Source organism: Streptomyces spongiicola (assembly GCF_003122365.1).
GTDB classification, from domain to species: domain Bacteria; phylum Actinomycetota; class Actinomycetes; order Streptomycetales; family Streptomycetaceae; genus Streptomyces; species Streptomyces spongiicola.
Map to the genome: position 1 here is coordinate 3601537 of NZ_CP029254.1, position 19365 is coordinate 3620901.

General features: G+C 70.8%; 15 protein-coding genes, 2 tRNA genes and 1 pseudogene. 11 read left to right on the forward strand and 7 right to left on the reverse strand.

Going from position 1 to position 19365, the window contains the following annotated elements:
* Window positions 1-587: 587 nt before the first annotated feature.
* From gyrB to DDQ41_RS15855, 4 genes are all read left to right on the forward strand, one after another.
* Window positions 588-2663 (forward strand): DNA topoisomerase (ATP-hydrolyzing) subunit B, encoded by a 2076-nt coding sequence (gene gyrB, locus DDQ41_RS15840; protein ID WP_109295074.1) that lies wholly within the window; start codon window positions 588-590, stop codon window positions 2661-2663.
* Window positions 2664-2704: 41 nt separating this feature from the next.
* A complete protein-coding gene (gene gyrA / locus DDQ41_RS15845) occupies window positions 2705-5377 on the forward strand; it encodes a DNA gyrase subunit A (protein ID WP_109295075.1) in 2673 nt (890 codons plus the stop codon).
* A gap of 183 nt (window positions 5378-5560) precedes the next feature.
* A complete protein-coding gene (locus DDQ41_RS15850) occupies window positions 5561-6079 on the forward strand; it encodes a DUF3566 domain-containing protein (RefSeq protein ID WP_435863983.1) in 519 nt (172 codons plus the stop codon).
* Window positions 6080-6162: 83 nt separating this feature from the next.
* Window positions 6163-6239 (forward strand) — tRNA-Ile (locus tag DDQ41_RS15855).
* Between the two features lie 55 nt (window positions 6240-6294).
* Here the strand turns inward: DDQ41_RS15855 and DDQ41_RS15860 are convergent.
* A pseudogene (locus tag DDQ41_RS15860) lies at window positions 6295-6459 on the reverse strand (site-specific integrase); the annotation flags it as partial.
* A 116-nt stretch (window positions 6460-6575) separates the two neighbouring features.
* Here DDQ41_RS15860 and DDQ41_RS15865 point away from each other — a divergent pair.
* From DDQ41_RS15865 to DDQ41_RS15875, 3 genes are all read left to right on the forward strand, one after another.
* Window positions 6576-6791: a hypothetical protein gene (locus tag DDQ41_RS15865; RefSeq protein ID WP_109295077.1), complete on the forward strand. Its 216-nt coding sequence runs from the start codon at window positions 6576-6578 to the stop codon at window positions 6789-6791.
* An 874-nt stretch (window positions 6792-7665) separates the two neighbouring features.
* Entirely contained in the window at window positions 7666-7800 is a 135-nt protein-coding gene (locus DDQ41_RS32035) for a DLW-39 family protein (RefSeq protein WP_003958712.1), read from the forward strand.
* Window positions 7801-8199: 399 nt separating this feature from the next.
* A complete protein-coding gene (locus DDQ41_RS15875) occupies window positions 8200-9741 on the forward strand; it encodes a hypothetical protein (protein ID WP_262508474.1) in 1542 nt (513 codons plus the stop codon).
* A 135-nt stretch (window positions 9742-9876) separates the two neighbouring features.
* On the opposite strand, the gene DDQ41_RS15880 is transcribed toward DDQ41_RS15875, so the two are convergent.
* Complete coding sequence (locus DDQ41_RS15880; RefSeq protein WP_109295079.1) at window positions 9877-11700, reverse strand: serine/threonine-protein kinase; 1824 nt, start codon at window positions 11698-11700, stop codon at window positions 9877-9879.
* Between the two features lie 102 nt (window positions 11701-11802).
* On the reverse strand, window positions 11803-12351 hold the full coding sequence (locus tag DDQ41_RS15885; RefSeq protein WP_109295080.1) for a helix-turn-helix domain-containing protein: 549 nt from the start codon (window positions 12349-12351) through the stop codon (window positions 11803-11805).
* A gap of 142 nt (window positions 12352-12493) precedes the next feature.
* Between DDQ41_RS15885 and DDQ41_RS15890 the strand changes: the two genes are divergently transcribed.
* Window positions 12494-12566 (forward strand) — tRNA-Ala (locus DDQ41_RS15890).
* A 96-nt stretch (window positions 12567-12662) separates the two neighbouring features.
* Here DDQ41_RS15890 and DDQ41_RS15895 read toward each other — a convergent pair.
* Both DDQ41_RS15895 and DDQ41_RS15900 read right to left on the reverse strand, forming a co-directional pair.
* The gene (locus tag DDQ41_RS15895; protein WP_172607679.1) at window positions 12663-13073 is read right to left on the reverse strand and encodes a hypothetical protein; all 411 of its coding nucleotides are present in this window, start codon (window positions 13071-13073) and stop codon (window positions 12663-12665) included.
* Window positions 13070-13414: a hypothetical protein gene (locus DDQ41_RS15900; protein WP_109295081.1), complete on the reverse strand. Its 345-nt coding sequence runs from the start codon at window positions 13412-13414 to the stop codon at window positions 13070-13072. Before DDQ41_RS15900 ends, DDQ41_RS15895 begins: the two co-directional genes overlap by 4 nt.
* A gap of 198 nt (window positions 13415-13612) precedes the next feature.
* Between DDQ41_RS15900 and DDQ41_RS15905 the strand changes: the two genes are divergently transcribed.
* Window positions 13613-13870, forward strand: a complete 258-nt coding sequence (locus DDQ41_RS15905) for a GntR family transcriptional regulator (RefSeq protein WP_109295082.1) — start codon at window positions 13613-13615, stop codon at window positions 13868-13870.
* Window positions 13871-13932: 62 nt separating this feature from the next.
* Here DDQ41_RS15905 and DDQ41_RS15910 read toward each other — a convergent pair whose 3' ends face one another.
* Window positions 13933-16335, reverse strand: a complete 2403-nt coding sequence (locus tag DDQ41_RS15910) for a 2OG-Fe(II) oxygenase (protein WP_109295083.1) — start codon at window positions 16333-16335, stop codon at window positions 13933-13935.
* A gap of 368 nt (window positions 16336-16703) precedes the next feature.
* Between DDQ41_RS15910 and DDQ41_RS15915 the strand changes: the two genes are divergently transcribed.
* The gene (locus DDQ41_RS15915) at window positions 16704-17192 is read left to right on the forward strand and encodes a DUF6344 domain-containing protein (RefSeq protein ID WP_109295084.1); all 489 of its coding nucleotides are present in this window, start codon (window positions 16704-16706) and stop codon (window positions 17190-17192) included.
* A 663-nt stretch (window positions 17193-17855) separates the two neighbouring features.
* On the opposite strand, the gene DDQ41_RS15920 is transcribed toward DDQ41_RS15915, so the two are convergent.
* Window positions 17856-18560, reverse strand: a complete 705-nt coding sequence (locus DDQ41_RS15920) for a DUF5324 family protein (protein WP_109297761.1) — start codon at window positions 18558-18560, stop codon at window positions 17856-17858.
* A 207-nt stretch (window positions 18561-18767) separates the two neighbouring features.
* Here DDQ41_RS15920 and DDQ41_RS15925 point away from each other — a divergent pair, with 207 nt between their 5' ends.
* The gene (locus DDQ41_RS15925) at window positions 18768-19301 is read left to right on the forward strand and encodes a peptidylprolyl isomerase (protein WP_109295085.1); all 534 of its coding nucleotides are present in this window, start codon (window positions 18768-18770) and stop codon (window positions 19299-19301) included.
* The last annotated feature ends 64 nt before the right edge of the window (window positions 19302-19365 follow it).

Here is a 19365-nt window from a genome sequence, read left to right on the forward strand (position 1 = left end):
GGGTGGTCTGCGTCACACGCGAAGGCCGGTCTCCGGTTCGCCGCGACCCGACCTGCCACGGCCCCGGGCGCGGTTCCCGGCCCGTGGGCGGTCGTGCCGGGACCGGATGCCCGCGGGGCGGCGCCCCGTTCTCCCGCGCGCCGGGCGCTGCGGTCGGGGGAGCGGGCCGCGCCCACCGGTCCGCTTCCCCGGCCGGCCGCGGTGCCCGGGTCGGCCGGTGCCGATCATCACCGCAGGTCAGAGGGTGTCGGGGTGCAAGTGGCACTGCTTCGTGCCCCGGGTCGGTGCCACCCGTCGGTGCACCCTCGTCCACGGTGGGGCCGGTGTGGCGCCCGGGGTGTCCCTCACCGTAGCCGGGGGTTGACAGGCCGAAGCGCTCAAAGCCCGCGTGAGCCTCTTGGGGGGCCTCCCCGAATATGGGGAGTCGGCGGCCGCCCGTTGAGGGCGGCACATGCGGACTCAGGGACCCGCAAACCCCCATTCATGTCAGCGGTACCGGTAGACTGGTAGAGAATCCCGCCGCCGTGCGGGACACGTCGATTACAGCCGAACGACGCAGCCGGTCCCGCTTGCCCGGAGAACGGTGTGTGCTGTGCCAGAAAGGGCGCTTCGTGGCCGATTCCGGCAACCCCAACGAGAACATTCCTTCCACTGCCGCCGACGGGACCGGCGAGGGCCTGGGGCCCTCGTCGTACGACGCCAGCGCGATCACCGTCCTCGAGGGTCTGGACGCGGTCCGCAAGCGCCCCGGGATGTACATCGGGTCGACCGGTGAGCGTGGTCTGCATCACCTCGTCCAGGAGGTCGTCGACAACTCCGTCGACGAGGCCCTGGCCGGGCACGCGGACACGATCGACGTGACGATCCTCGCGGACGGCGGGGTCAGGGTCGTCGACAACGGCCGGGGCATTCCCGTGGACATCCACCCGGTGGAGAAGAAGCCGGCCGTCGAGGTCGTCCTCACGGTCCTGCACGCGGGCGGCAAGTTCGGAGGCGGCGGCTACGCCGTGTCGGGTGGTCTGCACGGCGTCGGCGTGAGCGTCGTCAACGCCCTCTCCACCAAGGTCTCGGTGGACATCAAGCGCGACGGCCACCGCTGGACGCAGGACTACAAGATGGGGGTGCCCACCGCCCCGCTGGCCAAGCACGAGCCGGTCGAGGACTCGGGTACCACGGTCACCTTCTGGGCCGACCCGGACATCTTCGAGACGACCGAGTACTCCTTCGAGACGCTCTCGCGCCGCTTCCAGGAGATGGCCTTCCTCAACAAGGGCCTGACCCTGACGCTGACGGACGAGCGGGAGTCGGCGAAGGCGACCGTCGGCGCGGACGACCCGGACGCGGAGGCGGCGGCCGAGCCGAAGGCGCGCACGGTCGAGTACCACTACGAGGGCGGCATCGTCGACTTCGTGACGTACCTGAACTCCCGCAAGGGCGAGCTGATCCACCCTACGGTCATCGACATCGAGGCCGAGGACAAGGAGCGGCTGCTCTCGGTCGAGGTGGCGATGCAGTGGAACTCGCAGTACAGCGAGGGTGTCTACTCCTTCGCCAACACGATCCACACGCACGAGGGCGGTACCCACGAGGAGGGTTTCCGAGCCGCGCTCACGGGCCTGGTCAACCGCTATGCGCGGGACCGGAAGCTGCTGCGCGAGAAGGACGACAACCTCACCGGTGAGGACATCCGCGAGGGTCTGACCGCGATCATCTCGGTCAAGCTCGGCGAGCCCCAGTTCGAGGGCCAGACCAAGACCAAGCTGGGCAACACGGAGGCGAAGACCTTCGTCCAGAAGGTGGTCAACGAGCATCTCACCGACTGGTTCGACCGCAACCCGAACGAGGCCGCGGACATCGTGCGCAAGGGCATCCAGGCCGCCACGGCCCGGGTCGCCGCCCGCAAGGCCCGCGACCTCACGCGCCGCAAGGGCCTGCTGGAGAGCGCCTCGCTGCCGGGCAAGCTGTCCGACTGCCAGTCGAACGACCCCACCAAGTGCGAGATCTTCATCGTCGAGGGAGACTCGGCCGGCGGCTCGGCCAAGTCCGGCCGTAACCCGATGTACCAGGCGATCCTGCCGATCCGGGGCAAGATCCTGAACGTCGAGAAGGCGCGGGTCGACAAGATCCTCCAGAACACCGAGGTCCAGGCGCTGATCTCCGCCTTCGGCACCGGTGTCCACGAGGACTTCGACATCGAGAAGCTCCGCTACCACAAGATCATTCTGATGGCGGACGCCGATGTCGACGGCCAGCACATCAACACCCTCCTGCTGACCTTCCTCTTCCGCTTCATGCGGCCGCTGGTCGAGGCGGGCCATGTGTTCCTCTCCCGTCCTCCGCTCTACAAGATCAAGTGGGGTCGCGACGACTTCGAGTACGCGTACTCCGACCGCGAGCGCGACGCCCTCGTCGAGATCGGCAAGCAGCAGGGCAAGCGGATCAGGGAGGACTCGATCCAGCGCTTCAAGGGTCTCGGCGAGATGAACGCCGAGGAGCTGCGCGTCACCACGATGGACGTCGAGCACCGAGTCCTCGGCCAGGTCACGCTGGACGACGCCGCGCAGGCGGACGACCTGTTCTCGGTGCTGATGGGCGAGGACGTCGAGGCACGGCGCTCCTTCATCCAGCGCAACGCCAAGGACGTCCGCTTCCTCGACATCTGAGTCGGTCTCAGCTGACCGCTCGAAAGGACTGAAGACCAGCAATGGCCGACGAGACCACCCCTGTCCCCGGCGGGGACAACCCCGCTCCCGTCACCACCGGAATCGAAGAGGAGGGCCCGCAGCTGCGGATCGAGCCCGTCGGGCTCGAGACGGAGATGCAGCGCTCCTACCTCGACTACGCGATGTCCGTCATCGTGTCGCGCGCGCTGCCCGATGTGCGGGACGGCCTCAAGCCCGTCCACCGCCGGGTGCTGTACGCGATGTACGACGGCGGCTACCGGCCCGAGAAGGGCTTCTACAAGTGCGCCCGGGTCGTCGGTGACGTCATGGGTACGTACCACCCGCACGGTGACTCCTCGATCTACGACGCGCTGGTCCGTCTCGCCCAGCCGTGGTCGATGCGGATGCCGCTGGTGGACTCGAACGGCAACTTCGGCTCCCCGGGCAACGACCCGGCGGCCGCCATGCGCTACACCGAGTGCAAGATGACGCCGCTGTCCATGGAGATGCTCCGGGACATCGACGAGGAGACCGTCGACTTCCAGGACAACTACGACGGCCGCAACCAGGAGCCCACGGTCCTGCCGTCACGCTTCCCGAACCTGCTGGTCAACGGCAGCGCCGGGATCGCCGTCGGGATGGCCACCAACATCCCGCCGCACAACCTGCGCGAGGTCGCGGCCGGCGCCCAGTGGGCACTGGAGCACCCCGAGGCGACCCACGAGGAACTCCTCGACGCGCTGATCGAGCGAATCAAGGGCCCGGACTTCCCGACCGGGGCGCTGGTCGTGGGCCGCAAGGGCATCGAGGAGGCGTACCGCACCGGCCGCGGCTCCATCACCATGCGGGCGGTCGTCGAGGTCGAGGAGATCCAGAACCGGCAGTGCCTGGTGGTCACGGAGCTTCCGTACCAGGTCAACCCGGACAACCTCGCGCAGAAGATCGCCGACCTGGTGAAGGACGGCAAGATCGGCGGCATCGCCGACGTCCGCGACGAGACCTCGTCGCGCACGGGCCAGCGCCTGGTCATCGTGCTGAAGCGCGACGCCGTCGCCAAGGTCGTCCTCAACAACCTGTACAAGCACACCGATCTGCAGACCAACTTCGGCGCCAACATGCTGGCCCTGGTCGACGGGGTGCCGCGCACGCTGTCGCTGGACGCCTTCATCCGGCACTGGGTGACCCACCAGATCGAGGTCATCGTCCGCCGGACGAAGTTCCGGCTGCGCAAGGCCGAGGAGCGCGCCCACATCCTGCGCGGTCTCCTCAAGGCACTCGACGCCATCGACGAGGTCATCGCGCTGATCCGGCGCAGCGAGACGGTCGAGGTCGCGCGCGGGGGCCTGATGGGCCTGCTGGAGATCGACGAGATCCAGGCCAACGCGATCCTCGAGATGCAGCTGCGGCGGCTGGCCGCCCTGGAGCGCCAGAAGATCGTGCAGGAGCACGACGAGCTGCAGTCGAAGATCAACGAGTACAACCGGATCCTCGCCTCCCCCGAGAAGCAGCGCGGCATCGTCAGCGAGGAGCTGGCGGCCCTCGTCGAGAAGTTCGGCGACGACCGGCGCTCCAAGCTCGTCCCCTTCGACGGCGACATGTCCATCGAGGACCTGATCGCCGAGGAGGACATCGTCGTCACGATCACCCGTGGCGGCTATGTGAAGCGCACCAAGACCGACGACTACCGCTCGCAGAAGCGCGGCGGCAAGGGTGTGCGGGGCACGAAGCTGAAGGAGGACGACATCGTCGACCACTTCTTCGTCTCCACCACGCACCACTGGCTGCTGTTCTTCACCAACAAGGGGCGGGTCTACCGGGCCAAGGCGTACGAGCTGCCGGACGCCGGGCGCGACGCCCGCGGGCAGCACGTCGCCAACCTGCTGGCCTTCCAGCCGGACGAGCAGATCGCCGAGATCCTGGCGATCAGGGACTACGAGGCCGCGCCCTACCTGGTGCTCGCCACCAAGGCGGGCCTGGTGAAGAAGACGCCGCTGAAGGACTACGACTCCCCGCGGTCCGGCGGTGTCATCGCGATCAACCTGCGCGAGACGGAGGGCGGCGGCGACGACGAGCTGATCGGCGCCGAGCTGGTGTCGGCCGAGGACGACCTGCTGCTGATCAGCAGGAAGGCCCAGTCGATCCGGTTCACCGCGACGGACGAGGCGCTGCGCCCGATGGGGCGCGCCACGTCGGGTGTGAAGGGCATGAGCTTCCGCGAGGGCGATGAACTCCTCTCGATGAATGTGGTGCGGCCCGGTACCTTCGTGTTCACTGCCACGGACGGCGGGTACGCCAAGCGGACCGCCGTCGACGAGTACCGCGTCCAGGGCCGCGGCGGCCTGGGCATCAAGGCCGCCAAGATCGTGGAGGACCGCGGTTCCCTGGTCGGCGCGCTGGTGGTGGAGGAGACCGACGAGATCCTCGCCATCACCTTGTCCGGTGGTGTCATTCGTACGCGAGTCAATGAAGTCAGGGAGACGGGCCGTGACACCATGGGCGTCCAACTGATCAACCTCGGTAAGCGGGACGCCGTCGTGGGTATCGCGCGCAACGCGGAGGCAGGCCGCGAGGCCGAAGAGGTCGAAGGGGCTGAAGGGGCTGAAGGGGTCGACGAGGCCGCGGAAGCCGGAGAGGGCGGCGGGGCCGGGGTCCCCGAGGCCGCAGGGATCGGCCAGGGCGCGGAGCCCTCGGCCGGAGAGCACGACGAGGAGTAGAGCGTGAGTGGAGCCACCGGCGCCGGATCGGCCGATGCCGGCGATGCTTCTGGAGCGAACGGTGCCAGTGGCTCCGCCTCGCACTCCCGGGCGGGGGGCGCACCCGCCGACGGCGGGGGGACGACCGCGACCGACAGCCGGGGGCCGCAGCCCCCGCACGAAGACTATGGTGGGGAGCAATCGGTGCAGCAGGGAACCCAGCCGTACCACCCGCCCCAGGCGTACCCCTCCCCTCCTGGGGGGACGCAGGGCGGTCAGCAGCGGCCCGGCCAGCAGGCGGCCGCGGGTGCGGCCGTCCGCAGGCCCCGCACGGGGGCGACCACGCAGCCCCGGACGCGCAAGGCGCGCCTGCGGGTCGCCAAGGCCGACCCGTGGTCGGTGATGAAGGTCAGCTTCCTGCTCTCGATCGCCCTGGGCATCTGCACGATCGTCGCCGCGGCGGTGCTGTGGATGGTCATGGACGCGATGGGCGTCTTCTCGACGGTCGGCGGGACGATCAGCGAGGCTACGGGCTCGAACGAGAGCAACGGCTTCGACCTCCAGTCGTTCCTCTCGCTCCCCCGGGTGCTCCTCTTCACGTCGGTGATCGCGGTCATCGACGTGGTGCTGGCCACGGCACTGGCGACGCTGGGCGCCTTCATCTACAACCTCTCCGCCGGGTTCGTGGGCGGAGTCGAGCTCACGCTGGCCGAGGACGAATAACCCGAGGTCCCGGGGGGCGGAGAACCGATTTTGGGACTGCCCCCCACGTGCGCTAACCTTCAGAGGTCAGCGCGCAGCGCGGCGGGGCTATAGCTCAGTTGGTTAGAGCGCATCCCTGATAAGGATGAGGCCACAGGTTCAAATCCTGTTAGCCCCACCAGCACGAAGACCCCCAGCCGATCACGGTTGGGGGTCTTTGACATCTACGGCTGACATCAGCCGATGAGCGGATCTTCCAGAAGATCGGCCAGCATGGCCGCTGCCTCTCGCTGATCGTCGTCCACCACCTGCGTGTAGATGTCGAGCGTCATGCTGATCTGGCTGTGCCGGAGGATCGCCTGGGCGACCTTGGGGTGCACCTTGAGGAAGGCGAGCAGCGTCACCGGGCAGGTCCACAGACTGCCCGACGCGCCGGAAGCTTACGGGGCCATGATCTCTCGCCCCATGGCAGCTCCCGCCCAAAGCCGCTGTGCCGACCCACGGCTATCCTCACCGCGTGACCAGTCAAGCGTTCGAGCTGATGTGGGGGACCTGTGCCCTGGTTGGCGGAGGCGTAGTAGTGGCCAACGTCGGTGGGCTGGCCGAGCGGTTCCAGTCGATGTCCTATGCCTATCGATCTTGGCCGGCCAGCGTGACTACCTGCCGGGTGATCGGTGGCATCTTCATGCTCGCTGGCGCCGGAGTGCTCGGAGCCGCCGCGTTCGGTGTCTAGCGCGTTGTGTCAAGACCCGCCAGTTCCGATGACAACAGCGGCTGACACCAACACGGCCGATCGTCCACGAATCCAGCCGTGCTCACACGGCACGTAGGCGCAGCGCGGATGCGGATCAACCAGGGTGCAGGGTGCCCGCCGACCGACCTGATAAGGATGAGGCCACAGGTTCAAATCCTGTTAGCCCCACCAGCGAGAAGACCCCCGGATCATCGGTCCGGGGGTCTTTTGAAACCATCGGCTGACAGCAGCAGCAACAGCAGCGGTGATCAGCCGATGAGCGGGTCCTTCCAGGAGTTCGGCGACCATCACGGCGGGCTCCCGGGGGCAGGTGGGGGCGGTAGGCCGATGCTGTGCGGGCGGTTACGGCCGTTCCGGTCGCCGCCGATCCATGCACGGCCCTGGAACTGATCCCTCCCTGCACGCGTCATGGCGTACACGGCACAGCGGGGAGCATGCATGGCAGATGAGCTGACGTGGTGGGAGCTGCTGCTCGGCTTCTTCCTCGTCGCAGCCGTGCCTGTCGTCATCGGGGGACGATCATCGTGTCCCTCGTCGGACTGACGGTGTGGACGACAGCAGCGCTGCGACGGCGCAGGCGGAGCAGAGCAGCCCAGTGCGCCGGGGCGGATCGCGAGGCCGGCCCCTCTGCGCCGACGTGTCGTGGCCGCGCCAGGTGAGGGCGTCCGGGCCGGACCGGCGGTGGTCCGCGTGAGTGTCGCCGCCCTGCGGTGACGACACCCGTTGGTGGGAGGGGGAGTTGACCACTCGGAGGTCTCCGGCCGGGGTGCACACAGGTCACCGAACGGTATCGATCGGTGTGTATAGTCGGGCGCTAGAGGTCTTCTACGTCAAGGAAAGACGAGGTCGCGCGGTGAAGAAGCTTCTCCTGGTCGCACTGGCCGCCATCGGCGGGCTCCTCGTGTACCGCCAGATCCAGGCGGATCGCGCCGAGCAGGATCTGTGGACGGAGGCGACCGACTCCGTGCCCGCAGGTTCGGGTGTGTGAGCCGCAAACAGCCTGATAGTGATGGAGCCCCGGCCGCTCGGCGGTCGGGGCTTCGTGCTGTTCGCGTCGCTGCGCCCGGGCATCGCCTTCCTCCGTCCGCTCGAGCGGTATTCACTTGAGCGAATTGGTGATTGCGGAAGTGAAGTCGAGTGGAGGCGCCGGGACACGGGTGACAACGGCGTTGATACGGCCCGCGCGGACACGGCGGACGGGCGGCGCGGGAGGATGGACCGGCACCAGGGTCTCCCGGGCGGTGGGCGATCGGCCTTGGGCGTTCGGCCCTGTGGACCCGAGCCCCGGATATGCGGTGCGATGCGGCACGGGGCGTAGCGGCACGATGCCGTCCGGGGAGGCGGCAGCGGCGGTAGCGGCGGCGTCGACAGAGGGGGAAGTGCGGAGATGAGGCAGCACGGCAGGACCCGGACGGCGTCGGCGGTGGTCGCGGCGGTGGTCGCGGCGGCTCTGGGCACCGCCCCGGCTCAGGCGGCCGAAGAGCCGACCCCGGACCCCTATCGGTTCGGTGTCGGCGCCCGGTCGGTCGTGGGGGCCGAGAGCAGTGCCGACGCCGAGGTACTGGAGGCCGGTACGACCTACCGCTCGTCGATCGGGCCGGGCGGGAAGCTCAACTTCCGTGTCGACCTGGACTCGGAGCGGAACGCGTATGTCTCGGTGGTGGCCGTTCCCGGGCCGGGCACCGGACTCGCGTACGGCGACGGCATCGAGGTCACTCTTCAGGACGCCCAGGGCACCAGGTGCAGCAGTGCGGACGAGAAGGTGGGGGCGGGCAGGTTCGCGAGGCCGCTGGCCGCCGCCGCGCACCGCACGATCGGGGGCGGGCGCTCGACCTGCCAGGAGGAGGGCGCGTACAACGTGCTCGTGGAGAGGGTCGGGGCCGGGGCCGGGAACCCCGCGTCGGCGGACGCCTCCGCGTCCGCCTCCGCCTCGGGAACCTGGGCACTGGAGATCCGCCATGTCACCGAGCCCGGACTGAGGCAGCCGGGACCGACCGAGGCCCCTACGGCGTGGCCCTCCGCCTCGCCCGGGCTGCCCGGAGGCGAGACGCGGGAGACCCCGGGAGGCAGCGGCTTCAACGACGCTGCCGAGATCTCCGAGGGCGAGTGGAGCAGCCGGATGGAGGCCGGGCGGACGTACTTCTACCGGGTCAGGGTCGACTGGGGGCAGCGGATCTTCGCGACCGCCTCGCTGGGGAGTACGAACACCGGGGACTTCACCTTCGTCAGCGAGGCCCTGACCATGCGGCTCTACAACCCCGTGCGAGCCCTGGTCGAGGACGGCGGTACGGGGTCGTACGACGGCCGGCAGAAGCAGGCATCGCTGGACCCGTTGCCGGAGGTCGCCTACGAGAACCGTTTCGCAGGCGCCGACAAGGTCCAGGGCATGCGGCTCAGGGGCGACTACTACCTCGCCGTCAGCCTGAATCCCCGACTGGCTCAGAAGTTCGGCAGGGAGCGGTTCGGCGTGACGCTCCGGGTCAACGTCGAGGGGGACGCCAAGGCCGCGCCGCCGTATGCGGAACCGGTCGGTGACCTGGGCGTCTCCGAGGGGGAGAAGGGCGAGCGGGGCGACGCGATGCGGCTTGTCGGGGTGGCCGGAGTGGGTACCGGGGCGTTGCTGGTCGTGGGCCTGGTCGCCTGGACGCTGCTGGCCCGGCGAGCGGCGGCCGCGCCGTCGCAGGCCGCGCCGTCGCAGGGTGTGCCGTCGGCCGGCGCAGGAGCGGGGCACGGCGCCCCCTTGCCGGGCACTCCGGCGCCTGCCCGGGGTCCGGTGGCCGGTCCCGTCGGTCCGCATGCGACGGGTGGGGGTTCTCCGTACGGCGACGCTCACGGGTACGGTCCCGCCGGTGGGCCCGGGCACGAGGGCGGTACGGGGCAGACCGACGGGGCGCCGCGGACGGAGTACGGCCCGCCCCCGGCACGTTGAGACGCGGTACGGCCCGCCCCCGGCCAGTGGAGACGGAGTACGGTCCGCCGCCGCGTGTTCGGCCGGCCGGCCCCTGCGCGTCCAGACCGGTTGCCGGTGGGCGGTGAGACGCTCCGCCGGACGCGGCGACGGTGCTCAGGTCTGGGCGAAGGCCCAGATGCCGACCGCGAAGCAGATCAGCGCGACGAACAGCACCGGGATCGCCACCCTCGGGGGAGGTCCCGGTCGTCTCCGTGCCACGGACGGGGGAGGGGGAGAGGAAAGGAGTGGGGAAGGGAGTGGGGAAGGGGATGGGGGCGAGACGGCGGGGGAGGGCCGGTACGCCGGGGGATGCGCCTGGCCCGGGATCCAGGGGCCGTGATCGGTGTACTCACGGGTCGGGGGCCGCTCGTGCGGGACCGAGGCCGTCGGTGCCTGGGCGGGATGTGGTGCCACCGGCCGGTCCGAGAGAACGGGGTCACGGGACGGTTCGGGGTGGGCGGACGGCTCGGCACGGGCGGACGGCTCGGCGTGGGCGGACGGTAGAACTCGGGAGGGCGGTGAAGCCGGGGGTGGCGGCGGTGGCAGCCGGAAGGAGCCGGTCTCCGAGGGCGACGGCGGGGGAGCCTGCCGCGGGCCCGGGGTGCCGGTCAGGCCCTGGAGCGCCTGACCGGTCCACCCGGCATGCCCGGCATCGCTGACATGTTCAGCCCCTGTGGACTGTCCGGCCTGGGCGGATTGACTGCTATGCGCGGTATGCCCGTCGGGCCCGCTCTGCTGGGGCGTCGACCGGGGTGCGAGTGGCCAGGAGCGCAGGCCGTCCGGACTGTCCGAGTTGTTTGATCCACCCGGACCATCCTGACCACCCGGACCGCCCGAACTGACCAAGTCGTTCGAGTCGTTCGAGTCGATCGAAACCTCCGGGCGGCCCGGGGCGATGTGCCCGGTCCGCAGTGCCTGACCGGCATGAGCGATGTGGCCGGTGCGACCGGTGCGGTGAGTGTGAACGTCGGCCTGCTCCGCCGCCGGCTCGGCGCCGGCTCGCGGCCCGCCCGGGCCGCGTTCGCCGGGGCTGTCAGCGTCGCCAGTGTCGCCAGGGCCACCAGGGCCACCAGGGCCGAAGCCTGAGGGCAGGGGTCCCAACTGGTCGAAGACCTCGACCGGCTCGTCGTCGGCGGTGGTGTCGGGCAGCAGCTCGACGGCCGAGACGAGCGCCTTCCGCGCACCGGTGGCGGTACGGAAACGGGCCTGTGGATCAGGCTGGAGCAGACCGGCGAGGACCTGCCACAGCGGCTCCGGAACGCCCTCCGGAGCGCCCGGTGTGCCGTACTCGGCGAAATGCTCGACCAGGGCCCGGGAGTCCGGCTTCCGGCCCTGGAGCAGGTACAGGGCGACGAGTCCCACGGCGAACAGGTCGGCGGGGAAGTCCGGTTCCGCGCCGAGCATCTGCTCGGGCGCGAAGTAGCCCGGTGTCCCCACCACGTAGTTCGTCTCGGTGAGCCGCGGCTCGCCCTTCCGCATGGAGATGCCGAAGTCCGACAACCGCAGATGCGGGCGCCCGGTGCCGGTGGACTCCAGCAGGATGTTCGCGGGCTTGATGTCGCGGTGCACGACCCCCTCGGCGTGCACCGCGGCGAGTCCCGACAGCAACTGGTCGACCAGGGTGCAGACGAACCGCGGCGGCAGCGGGCCGTAGTCGCCGATGAGGTGCGCCAGCGAGCCGCCGCCCACCAGGTCCATGGTGAACAGCACCTTGTCGTCGTCCGCGGCCCAGCTGGCCGGGGCGAGTACATGGGGGTGGTCGATGCGCAGCGCCTGCTCGCGGACGAAGCGCAGGAGCGAGTGGGCGTCGCTCTGCTGAAGGACCTTGGCGGCCACATAGCGCCGCCGCCGATGGTCCCAGGCGCGCCAGACGGCGCCGGCCCCGCCGCGTCCGATCGGGTCGATCAGTTCGTACCGACCGGCGAAGACCTCACCCATCGCGCTGCGCCCGCTCCCGGTTCCCTGTTCCGGTGTCCTGCATCGTCCGGTGCGCCTCCCCTGCCCCGGCCGCATGCCCCGGCCGCATGCGCCCCGCCCCGATCAGCTCTGGTGCGACTCGTAGTGGGCGACCGCCTCCGCGGTGCGCCCGGCGCCGTACACCCTGAGAAACTCCGCCAGTTCCGGATGGGTGGGGGCGAGCGAGTCCGCCGCGTCGATGATGTCTCCGGCCGCCGCCACCGAACGGAGCAGCGACTGGATCTCCCGCACCACGCGGCGCACCGTCGGCGCCCCCGAACTCGTCGTGGTCTGCCCGGTCCCGGTGAGCACGGAGCCGCCCTGGGACTTCTTGATCTCGTCCATCCGGTCCGTCGCCTCGGCCGCGCTGACGCTGCCGTCGGCGACCTGGCCGGCCAGCTCCTGCAGGGCCTGGACACGCTGGACGACCGCCGGGTTGCCGATCTTGGCCCGCTGACCGCTCATCAGCTGGGAGAGCATCGGAGCCGACAGCCCGAGCACCGCCGCGAGACGGGCCTGGTTCAGGCCCAGATCGTCGATGAGCCGGCGGAAGAGCGCCCCCAGCGGTTCCCCGTACCAGCTGCGCTGGAGCTCCCTGGCTCTCGCGGTCGCGTCCTGCTGTGCTGCATCCATGTCGCGTCTCCCCATCGCTTCCCCTGGCGTCGCTTCGCTGCTGCGAACCCGACGAGCATCCTACGGAGAGTGGTCGGATACCGGGAGTCCTAATCCCTTTTGGAAGATCCCGGGGGTTACCCGGTACCCTGGTCTCCGTTCCGGGGCCTTAGCTCAGTTGGTAGAGCGCTGTCTTTGCATGGCAGATGTCAGGGGTTCGACTCCCCTAGGCTCCACGCCGTATCACCCCCCTGACCTGCGGAAAGACGGTCAGGGGGGTGTTTTTGTCCCGGTTTTGGCGTGGACGGGGCGGCGCGCGGCGGCCCTGGGTCTCAGTGCCGGGAGAGTCCGCTCCCCGGGTGCGGTGCGGGCCTTTCTCGTGCGGGATCGCCTTCGCCGGTGGCGGCGGTTCCGGATGCCGGGATGCGCAGGCCGCGGGACTCGGCGACGCGCAGCGCGTCGGCCAGGCACTCGACGAGGCGGAGTCCGGCGTAGCGGACCTCGGTGCAGGGGGAGGTTGGGTCGGCCAGCGTGCGGCGGGCGAGGCCGAGGATGTCCTCGGCGGTGGAGAGCTGCACGGCTTCCAAGTCGTCGGCGAGACGGGAGAGGTAGCTGCCGTTGTCGTCCGTGGACAGGTAGCAGGGCTTGCCGTCCGGGGAGCGCCAGGGGAGCAGACGCAGGGGGGTGGGGGACGTGTGGGAAGTGGGGGGCGTGGGGGCCTCGTGGGCCGGGCGCTTCGTCATGCTGCGGCCACCTCCGGGGCGCCGACGAGGTGCCGATCGAGGTCGATGCCGAAGTCGGCCGCCAGGACGAGGGCGAGACGACGGCGCTGCCTGAGCGCGGCTTCCTGTGTGTGGGCGAGGAGGTAGGGGCGTACGAGCCGGGATGCGGCGCCGTCGAGGGGGGTGGCCAGGCCGTACGGGGAGCGGTGGCGGAGGAGGCGGGTGGTCGGGGATGTGGGGGTGGCCGTGGTGAGGGGTACGGCGGTGGGGTGCGGCCGGTGGCGGGTGCGGCGGCGTTTTCCGGTGCCGAGGGTGAGGAGGAGACGCAGCCAGGGGGCGATGCGGCGGATAAGGTCGGGCATGTCGACGCTCCTTCGAAGCGTTGGCCGTGCCCCGGGAGGTCTTGCTCACCTCGCCGGGGTCTTTCCGTATCTGACGCTATACCGTCATGCAGCCCTCTGCATACAAGTGCAGAGGGATCCATCCGATCGTGCAGGTCATGGCATCTCTACGTTGGACGTATGAGCGATAAGGGAGAAGTCGAGCCGACACTGGACCCCATGAGTGCGAGGCCGCTCTATGCACAGTTGGCCGACGTCATCGCCCGCAAGATCAAGTCGGGTGAACTGGCGCCGGACAGGCCGATCCCGTCGGAGAACCACCTCGCCGACGAGTACGGCGTGGCACGCTTGACCGCACGTCGAGCCGCGCAGGAGCTACGCGAACGCGGGTTGATCGTCACTGTGCGCGGCAAGGGATCCTTCGTGGTCGAGCAGCCGCCTGTAGACGATCCCGGAGACGACGAGCCGGACGACTGAACGGGCCGCGCGGATCGCGCGACCCCCGACCCGCTTCACAGAAACCGCCAGGGCTGTGAGCCTCAACCGCTTTGCCGGGCAGGCCCGTTCTCCCGCAGCCACGCCAGGTCGGTCTCGGCGCGGACGCGGGCTTCCCGCTCGCGGGAGAAGACCGCGTCCGTCTTGGTCAGCACCAGGGTGTAGGGGCGTCCCTGCCGCCGGGTGGTGTGGGACACCGGCAGGCCGGCCAGATCGATCCGGCTGTGGATGTGCTGGCGCCTTGCCTGGGCGAGCGGCCACTCCAGGACCTTGCGGGAGCGGGAGGAGAGGAAGGCGTCGAGGTCGGGGCAGAGATCGCAGCCGGACCCGCAGGCCCCGGCCGGGGAGAGCGACCAGTCGTCCGCCGCGCGCACGGGGCGGGCGACGACCCTGGTGAGCCGTTCCTCGCAGTGGCCGGCGAGCGCTTGGAAGGCGCCGATCGCGGGAGCGCCTTCCGGGATGGCCCTCGGCTGACGTCCCGCGGCGCGCAGGGCGGGGATCAGGCATTCGAGGGCCGTGTCCGGAAGGCCCCGCAGTGTGGTGACGATCGTGTCGGCGGTCCCGCTGTCGGCGGCTTGCAGGATGTGGGCCAGAGGGGCGCCGAGCCGCGCCAAGCCCGCTTGGCGCTCCTTCTCCCTGCCCACGCCGAGCCAGTTGGCGAGCTGTTGCCTGGTCGCCTGCCAGGCGCTCTCGACCAGCGGTGTTGCCACCGCTTCCCCGTCGCCGTCGGCGGCTCGCAGCGCGGTGCAGAGGGCGGGCAGTGATTCGAGCCATGCCGTGCGGTCGGCGCTGGTGTAGGCGCCGACCGTCCCGTACCAGCCGCCGACGGCCCCGCGTGCCCAGGCCCGGCCGTATCGCCCGGCCGCCCTCGCCAGATCCGGGGCGTGCTCCTCGGCCAGGGCCTCCACACGGAAGGGCGCCACCAGCATCGCGGCGGTGTCCGCCTCCCCCAGTCCCACCGCGACGCGCAGGGCGTCGGCGAAGTGCGGCGCGGTCGCCTCGCCCGACCCGTACTGCCCCCAGAACGGGGCGAGAGACCGGGCGAGCGTGAGCGCCTGGTCGAGCGCGCCGGCGTCGAGGTGGCCCTGGAGTTCGCGCAGGGCTCCCTCCGAGTCGGCCTGGGCGCGTGCCGCGAACGAGCGCTGCCGGGGCCAGAGCACCACCGCGGCCCGCCGGTACCAGCGGTCCAGGGTGTTGCCGTAGTTGCCCATGTAGCCCTCGTACTCGGAGCGGTAGGGCGTGAGGTCCTTGTTCTCGGTGGTGGCGCAGACCTCGGCGTAGGCGACGGGCAGTGAGATCCGCTCGCCGCCGGTGCCGTCGGGGCGGGTCCACCAGCCGAGGTTGATCTCGTCCTCGATCAGGTCGTTGAGTTCGTAGTCGGAGAAGTCACCGCTGCGGCGGCGTTCGGCCCCGGGCTCGCCGTCGGGGTCGAGGAGGCACTCACCCTCGCACTCGTCGTCCTCGCAGTCGTCGAAGTGCTCGACTTCCCCGTAGTGGTCGTAGTGCTCGTAGGGCGGGACGGCGTCCCAGGTCTCCTGGACCTCGGCCAGCGCCAGCACCGCTTCGCAGCCGGCCTGCCCGGCGGCCTGGCGGAGCCGGGCGGCGCGGGTGGCGTCGGCGCCCTTGAGGCGGTCCCAGTCCAGGCCGCGCTGGGTGTACTCGTGGTCGAGGAGGTAGACGAGCCGGTTGGGGGGTGTGGTCTCCGGGGGGCCGTAGGAGTACTGCTGCTCGGCCGGAGCGGTGAAGTGCTCCGTCAGGCAGTGGGCCAGGTCGGCGAGCGGGCCCCCGGCGTCCTCGTCCGTCGGCCGGACGCGCTCGGCGAGCAGGTTCATGGTGAGGGTGACACGGTACCCGGAGGTGACGGGCCTGACCTCGTGGCGGCAGTCCGCGTAGAAGGCGACGAAGGTGAGCTGATGCCGGGACGCGCGGTGGGTGACGCTGCGGCCCGCGTGTTCGACGACGAGTTCGCCACCGGAGTGGTGGGAGGGAAGCGAGACGACCAGGGTGCCCACCATGGAGTCGTCCTTCTCGGAGTCCTGGTGGGGGAGGAAGAACTGGCCCTTGCCGTAGACCAGCAGCGCATGCGGTTCGGCCCGCAGCGCGGTGGTGGGCGGCAGACCGAGAGCATGGCGGACGCCGTCGAGTACATCGCCCAGGGCGCGGTCCCAGTCGGGACCGGAGAGCGTGATCCGGTCCGGGGTGATCTCCCAGGTGTCGCGCACGCCGGTATCGGACAGCGTCTCCGCGCCGCGGCCGAAACGGGCCTGCCTGGCCTGGGTGATCAGCTTTCTGGCGACGGGGGCACGCAACGGCAGCGGCAGTTCCCCGACACCGTCGACCCTGATGCGCAGAGCGTCGGCGGGCACCTCCGCGCGGGTGCTGAAGTCCCCCTCCCGCTCCGCGTCTTCCAGCAGTTCCGCCAGGCGCTTCCGTGCCGCATACGCCACGATGCTCCGCTCCCCATGACCCGCAGCCCGTCGGCCTGTTGGCCTGTTGGCCCCGCACACTCTAGTGCCGCATCAGGTGATCGGGGCCCCGGCGCCCACGTCCGGAGCAGTCGTCGGTTTCCGTTTCGGGTTGCGGAACGGGGGCCGCCGGGTCAGGCGCCTACCGCCCCGGTGAATGCGTCCGTTTCCGCAGGCGGGAAGGGGCGCGAGGCGCGTCGTCGGGGATGGCGGCGGTTCACGGGGCGTAGGCCGCACGGGTGGTGTTCATCAGAAGATCCGCCGACCCGGCGCCGAGGTCCCACGATTTTCGGAGTGCGTCCACATCATGAAGAACGTATGTAAAACGCCCAATCCGAAAGCGAGGAGCCATGGCCGCCGTCAAGGTCACCTCTTTGTGGACCGCCTTCGTCTCCCTGATCGTCACCCTGCTCAGCTCTCTCGGGTTCACCTCTTCCACCAGGGCCGCCAGGGCCACCAGGGCCGCCGAGGCCGCCGAGCAGTCGGCCGGCCCTCGTCAGCCGGAGGGCCCCGCGGAGCGCAAGCCCACCGTCCCCGGCGCGCGGAGCGCGGGCAGCAGAGCGGGTGCGCACGAGCCTCCCGCAGGGGCGGTCTCGGCGTCCGCGGCAGCCGCGGGGACGTACGGGAGCCTTGCCATGCAGGGCTTCTGGCACCAGGTGGTGCGTCAGCGGACCCCTCGCGACCGCGCTCTACCGCCGACGATCAAGCAGCGGATCCGCGCCGAGGCCCACGGCGCCTCCCCCGCGGTCCGCAAGGTGCCCACCCTCGACGACCTGGCCGCGGCGCGGCGGGAGTCCTCGTACGCCGAGGACGAGGAACGCGTTCCGGCGTCGGCATGAGGCGCCGGGAGGCGCTCGGCCCGCCCAGCACGCCCGGCACACGCTGTCCGGTGTCACGCGTCGCCGGTGACGGCGTGCGTCAGCCGGTCCGCCCACGGCGCCGCGTCCCCCGCGAGCTGCGGGACAGCACCAGGCGCCCGGCCCGAGAGGGCCGAGGACTACCGGCGGTACCGGAAGCGGTGAAGCCGGCGGGACACGCCCGCGGTCGGCCGGTTTCGGCCGGGAGACCCGGGGCGGCTGCCGGGGACGGCACACGGGGATCAGCAGGCGACGGCCGCCGACGGCGGGTCACCGCCGCTTCCCGGGGACGGCCGGCCACGGTGCCGCAAGCCCGGCAGCCGGTGCCCGAAGCCCGGTCACCAGTGGCGGCGGTGCTTCCGGGGACTGCCGACGAAGGCCACGCACCGCTCAGGGCGCCGCGGCCGCGCATCGGCGCACGCTCACGCCGATCCCTGGGCACCGGAGAAGCGGAGAAGCCACGGCGTCGCGGCCGTGCATCGGTGCCCGACGCGGTGGTCGTCCGCCGACGGCCTCCGAAGCCGCAGACCGGGAACCCCCCGAAGCAGCGGACCGGCGGTCCGGCAGGGCCGTGACCAGCGGCCCCGGCGAGTCGGCCGGTGGCATTCGGTCCCGCGGAACGCCCGTGACGGCCGGTTAGGCTCGTCAGCGACGGTCCTCGCGGTCCGACTCCGACCCCGAGCCCGATTCGCTCTCCGCCTGCTTGGCCTGAACGTCCGGGTCGGGTTCCGATCCATCGCTCCCGCCGACCGACGACAGCGGCCGGTCCGGGACCTCGGTCGCGGCGGGAGGCTCCACCAGCCAGTCCGGGTTGGCCTGCCTGTCCCACCACTTCCACACGGCGAACAGCCCCACGGCGACGGCGCCGACGACCACCGCGCCCTTGGCGGCGCGACCGCACTTCGCACGCCGCTCCTTCTTCTTGGCGAGCTTCCTGATGTCCTCGGCCGTGACCGAACCGCGCAGCGCGGCAAGGGCGGCCGCCGACCGGGTGACGGCCTCCTGCCCCACGGGCTGGGCCACCGCGACGGCGTGCTCGAGGCGCGGAGCCGTGTAGTCGGCCGCCTGGCGCGCGGCACTCCGGGTCATGACGGCGGCCCGGTGTGCCGCTTCGTCCACCTGCGGCGGAACATGCGGTGCGACATGGGACTCGTACTGGACTCGGGCCTGCTGACGCGCCTGGCGTGCGGCCTTCTTCACCTTGGGCTCGAGGGCGACACGAGCCTGGTGGGCGTAGATCGCGGCCTGGTCCTTGGCCGTGCCGGCGTAGGGCGCCACCACGTCCGCGGCGTGCAGCACGCTCTCCTTGGCCGTGTCCGTCGCGGCGCGCACGCTGTCCATGCGGGTCACGGGATCCTCCTCCTCGGTGGCGTTCGCGGGCGTCCGGGGCTCTTGCCGCCCCGGCGAAGGCACCATCCGCCTTTCCGCCCGCTTCGAAATCATGCCTGCTGGAGGCCGCCTCGGCATGTGGGACGGGCATCCGGGTCATTTTCCCCCTCAACGGCCCTGCCGTGGGAGGATCCGGGGACGTCAGAGAAGACTTGAGGAAGGCAGATCGTGGCCGAGCAACTCCACGCCACCCTGAAGACCAACCACGGGGACATCGACATCCGGCTTCTGCCGAACCACGCGCCGAAGACGGTGAAGAACTTCGTCGAACTCGCCACGGGTGGGCGGCAGTGGACCAACCCGGCGACCGGGAAGAAGTCCGCGGACAGGCTGTACGACGGCACCGTCTTCCACCGGGTGATCAGCGGTTTCATGATCCAGGGCGGTGACCCGCTGGGCAACGGCACCGGCGGCCCGGGGTACGAGTTCGCCGACGAGTTCCATCCGGACCTGGCCTTCGACCGGCCCTACCTGCTGGCCATGGCGAACGCCGGTCCGGGCACCAACGGCTCGCAGTTCTTCGTCACCGTGGCCCCCACGGCCTGGCTCACCCGCAAGCACACGATCTTCGGCGAGGTCGCGGACGGGGCGAGCCGCAAGGTCGTGGACGCCATCGCGGGGGCGCCGACCAACCCGCGCACCGACCGGCCGCTGAACGACGTGGTGATCGAGTCCGTCGTGATCGAGACCCGTCAGGGCTGAGCCCGCGGGGGCCGCGGGGGATCGTCGGCGGAGTTCGGGTTCCGTACGGGAACCTTTGCGCCCC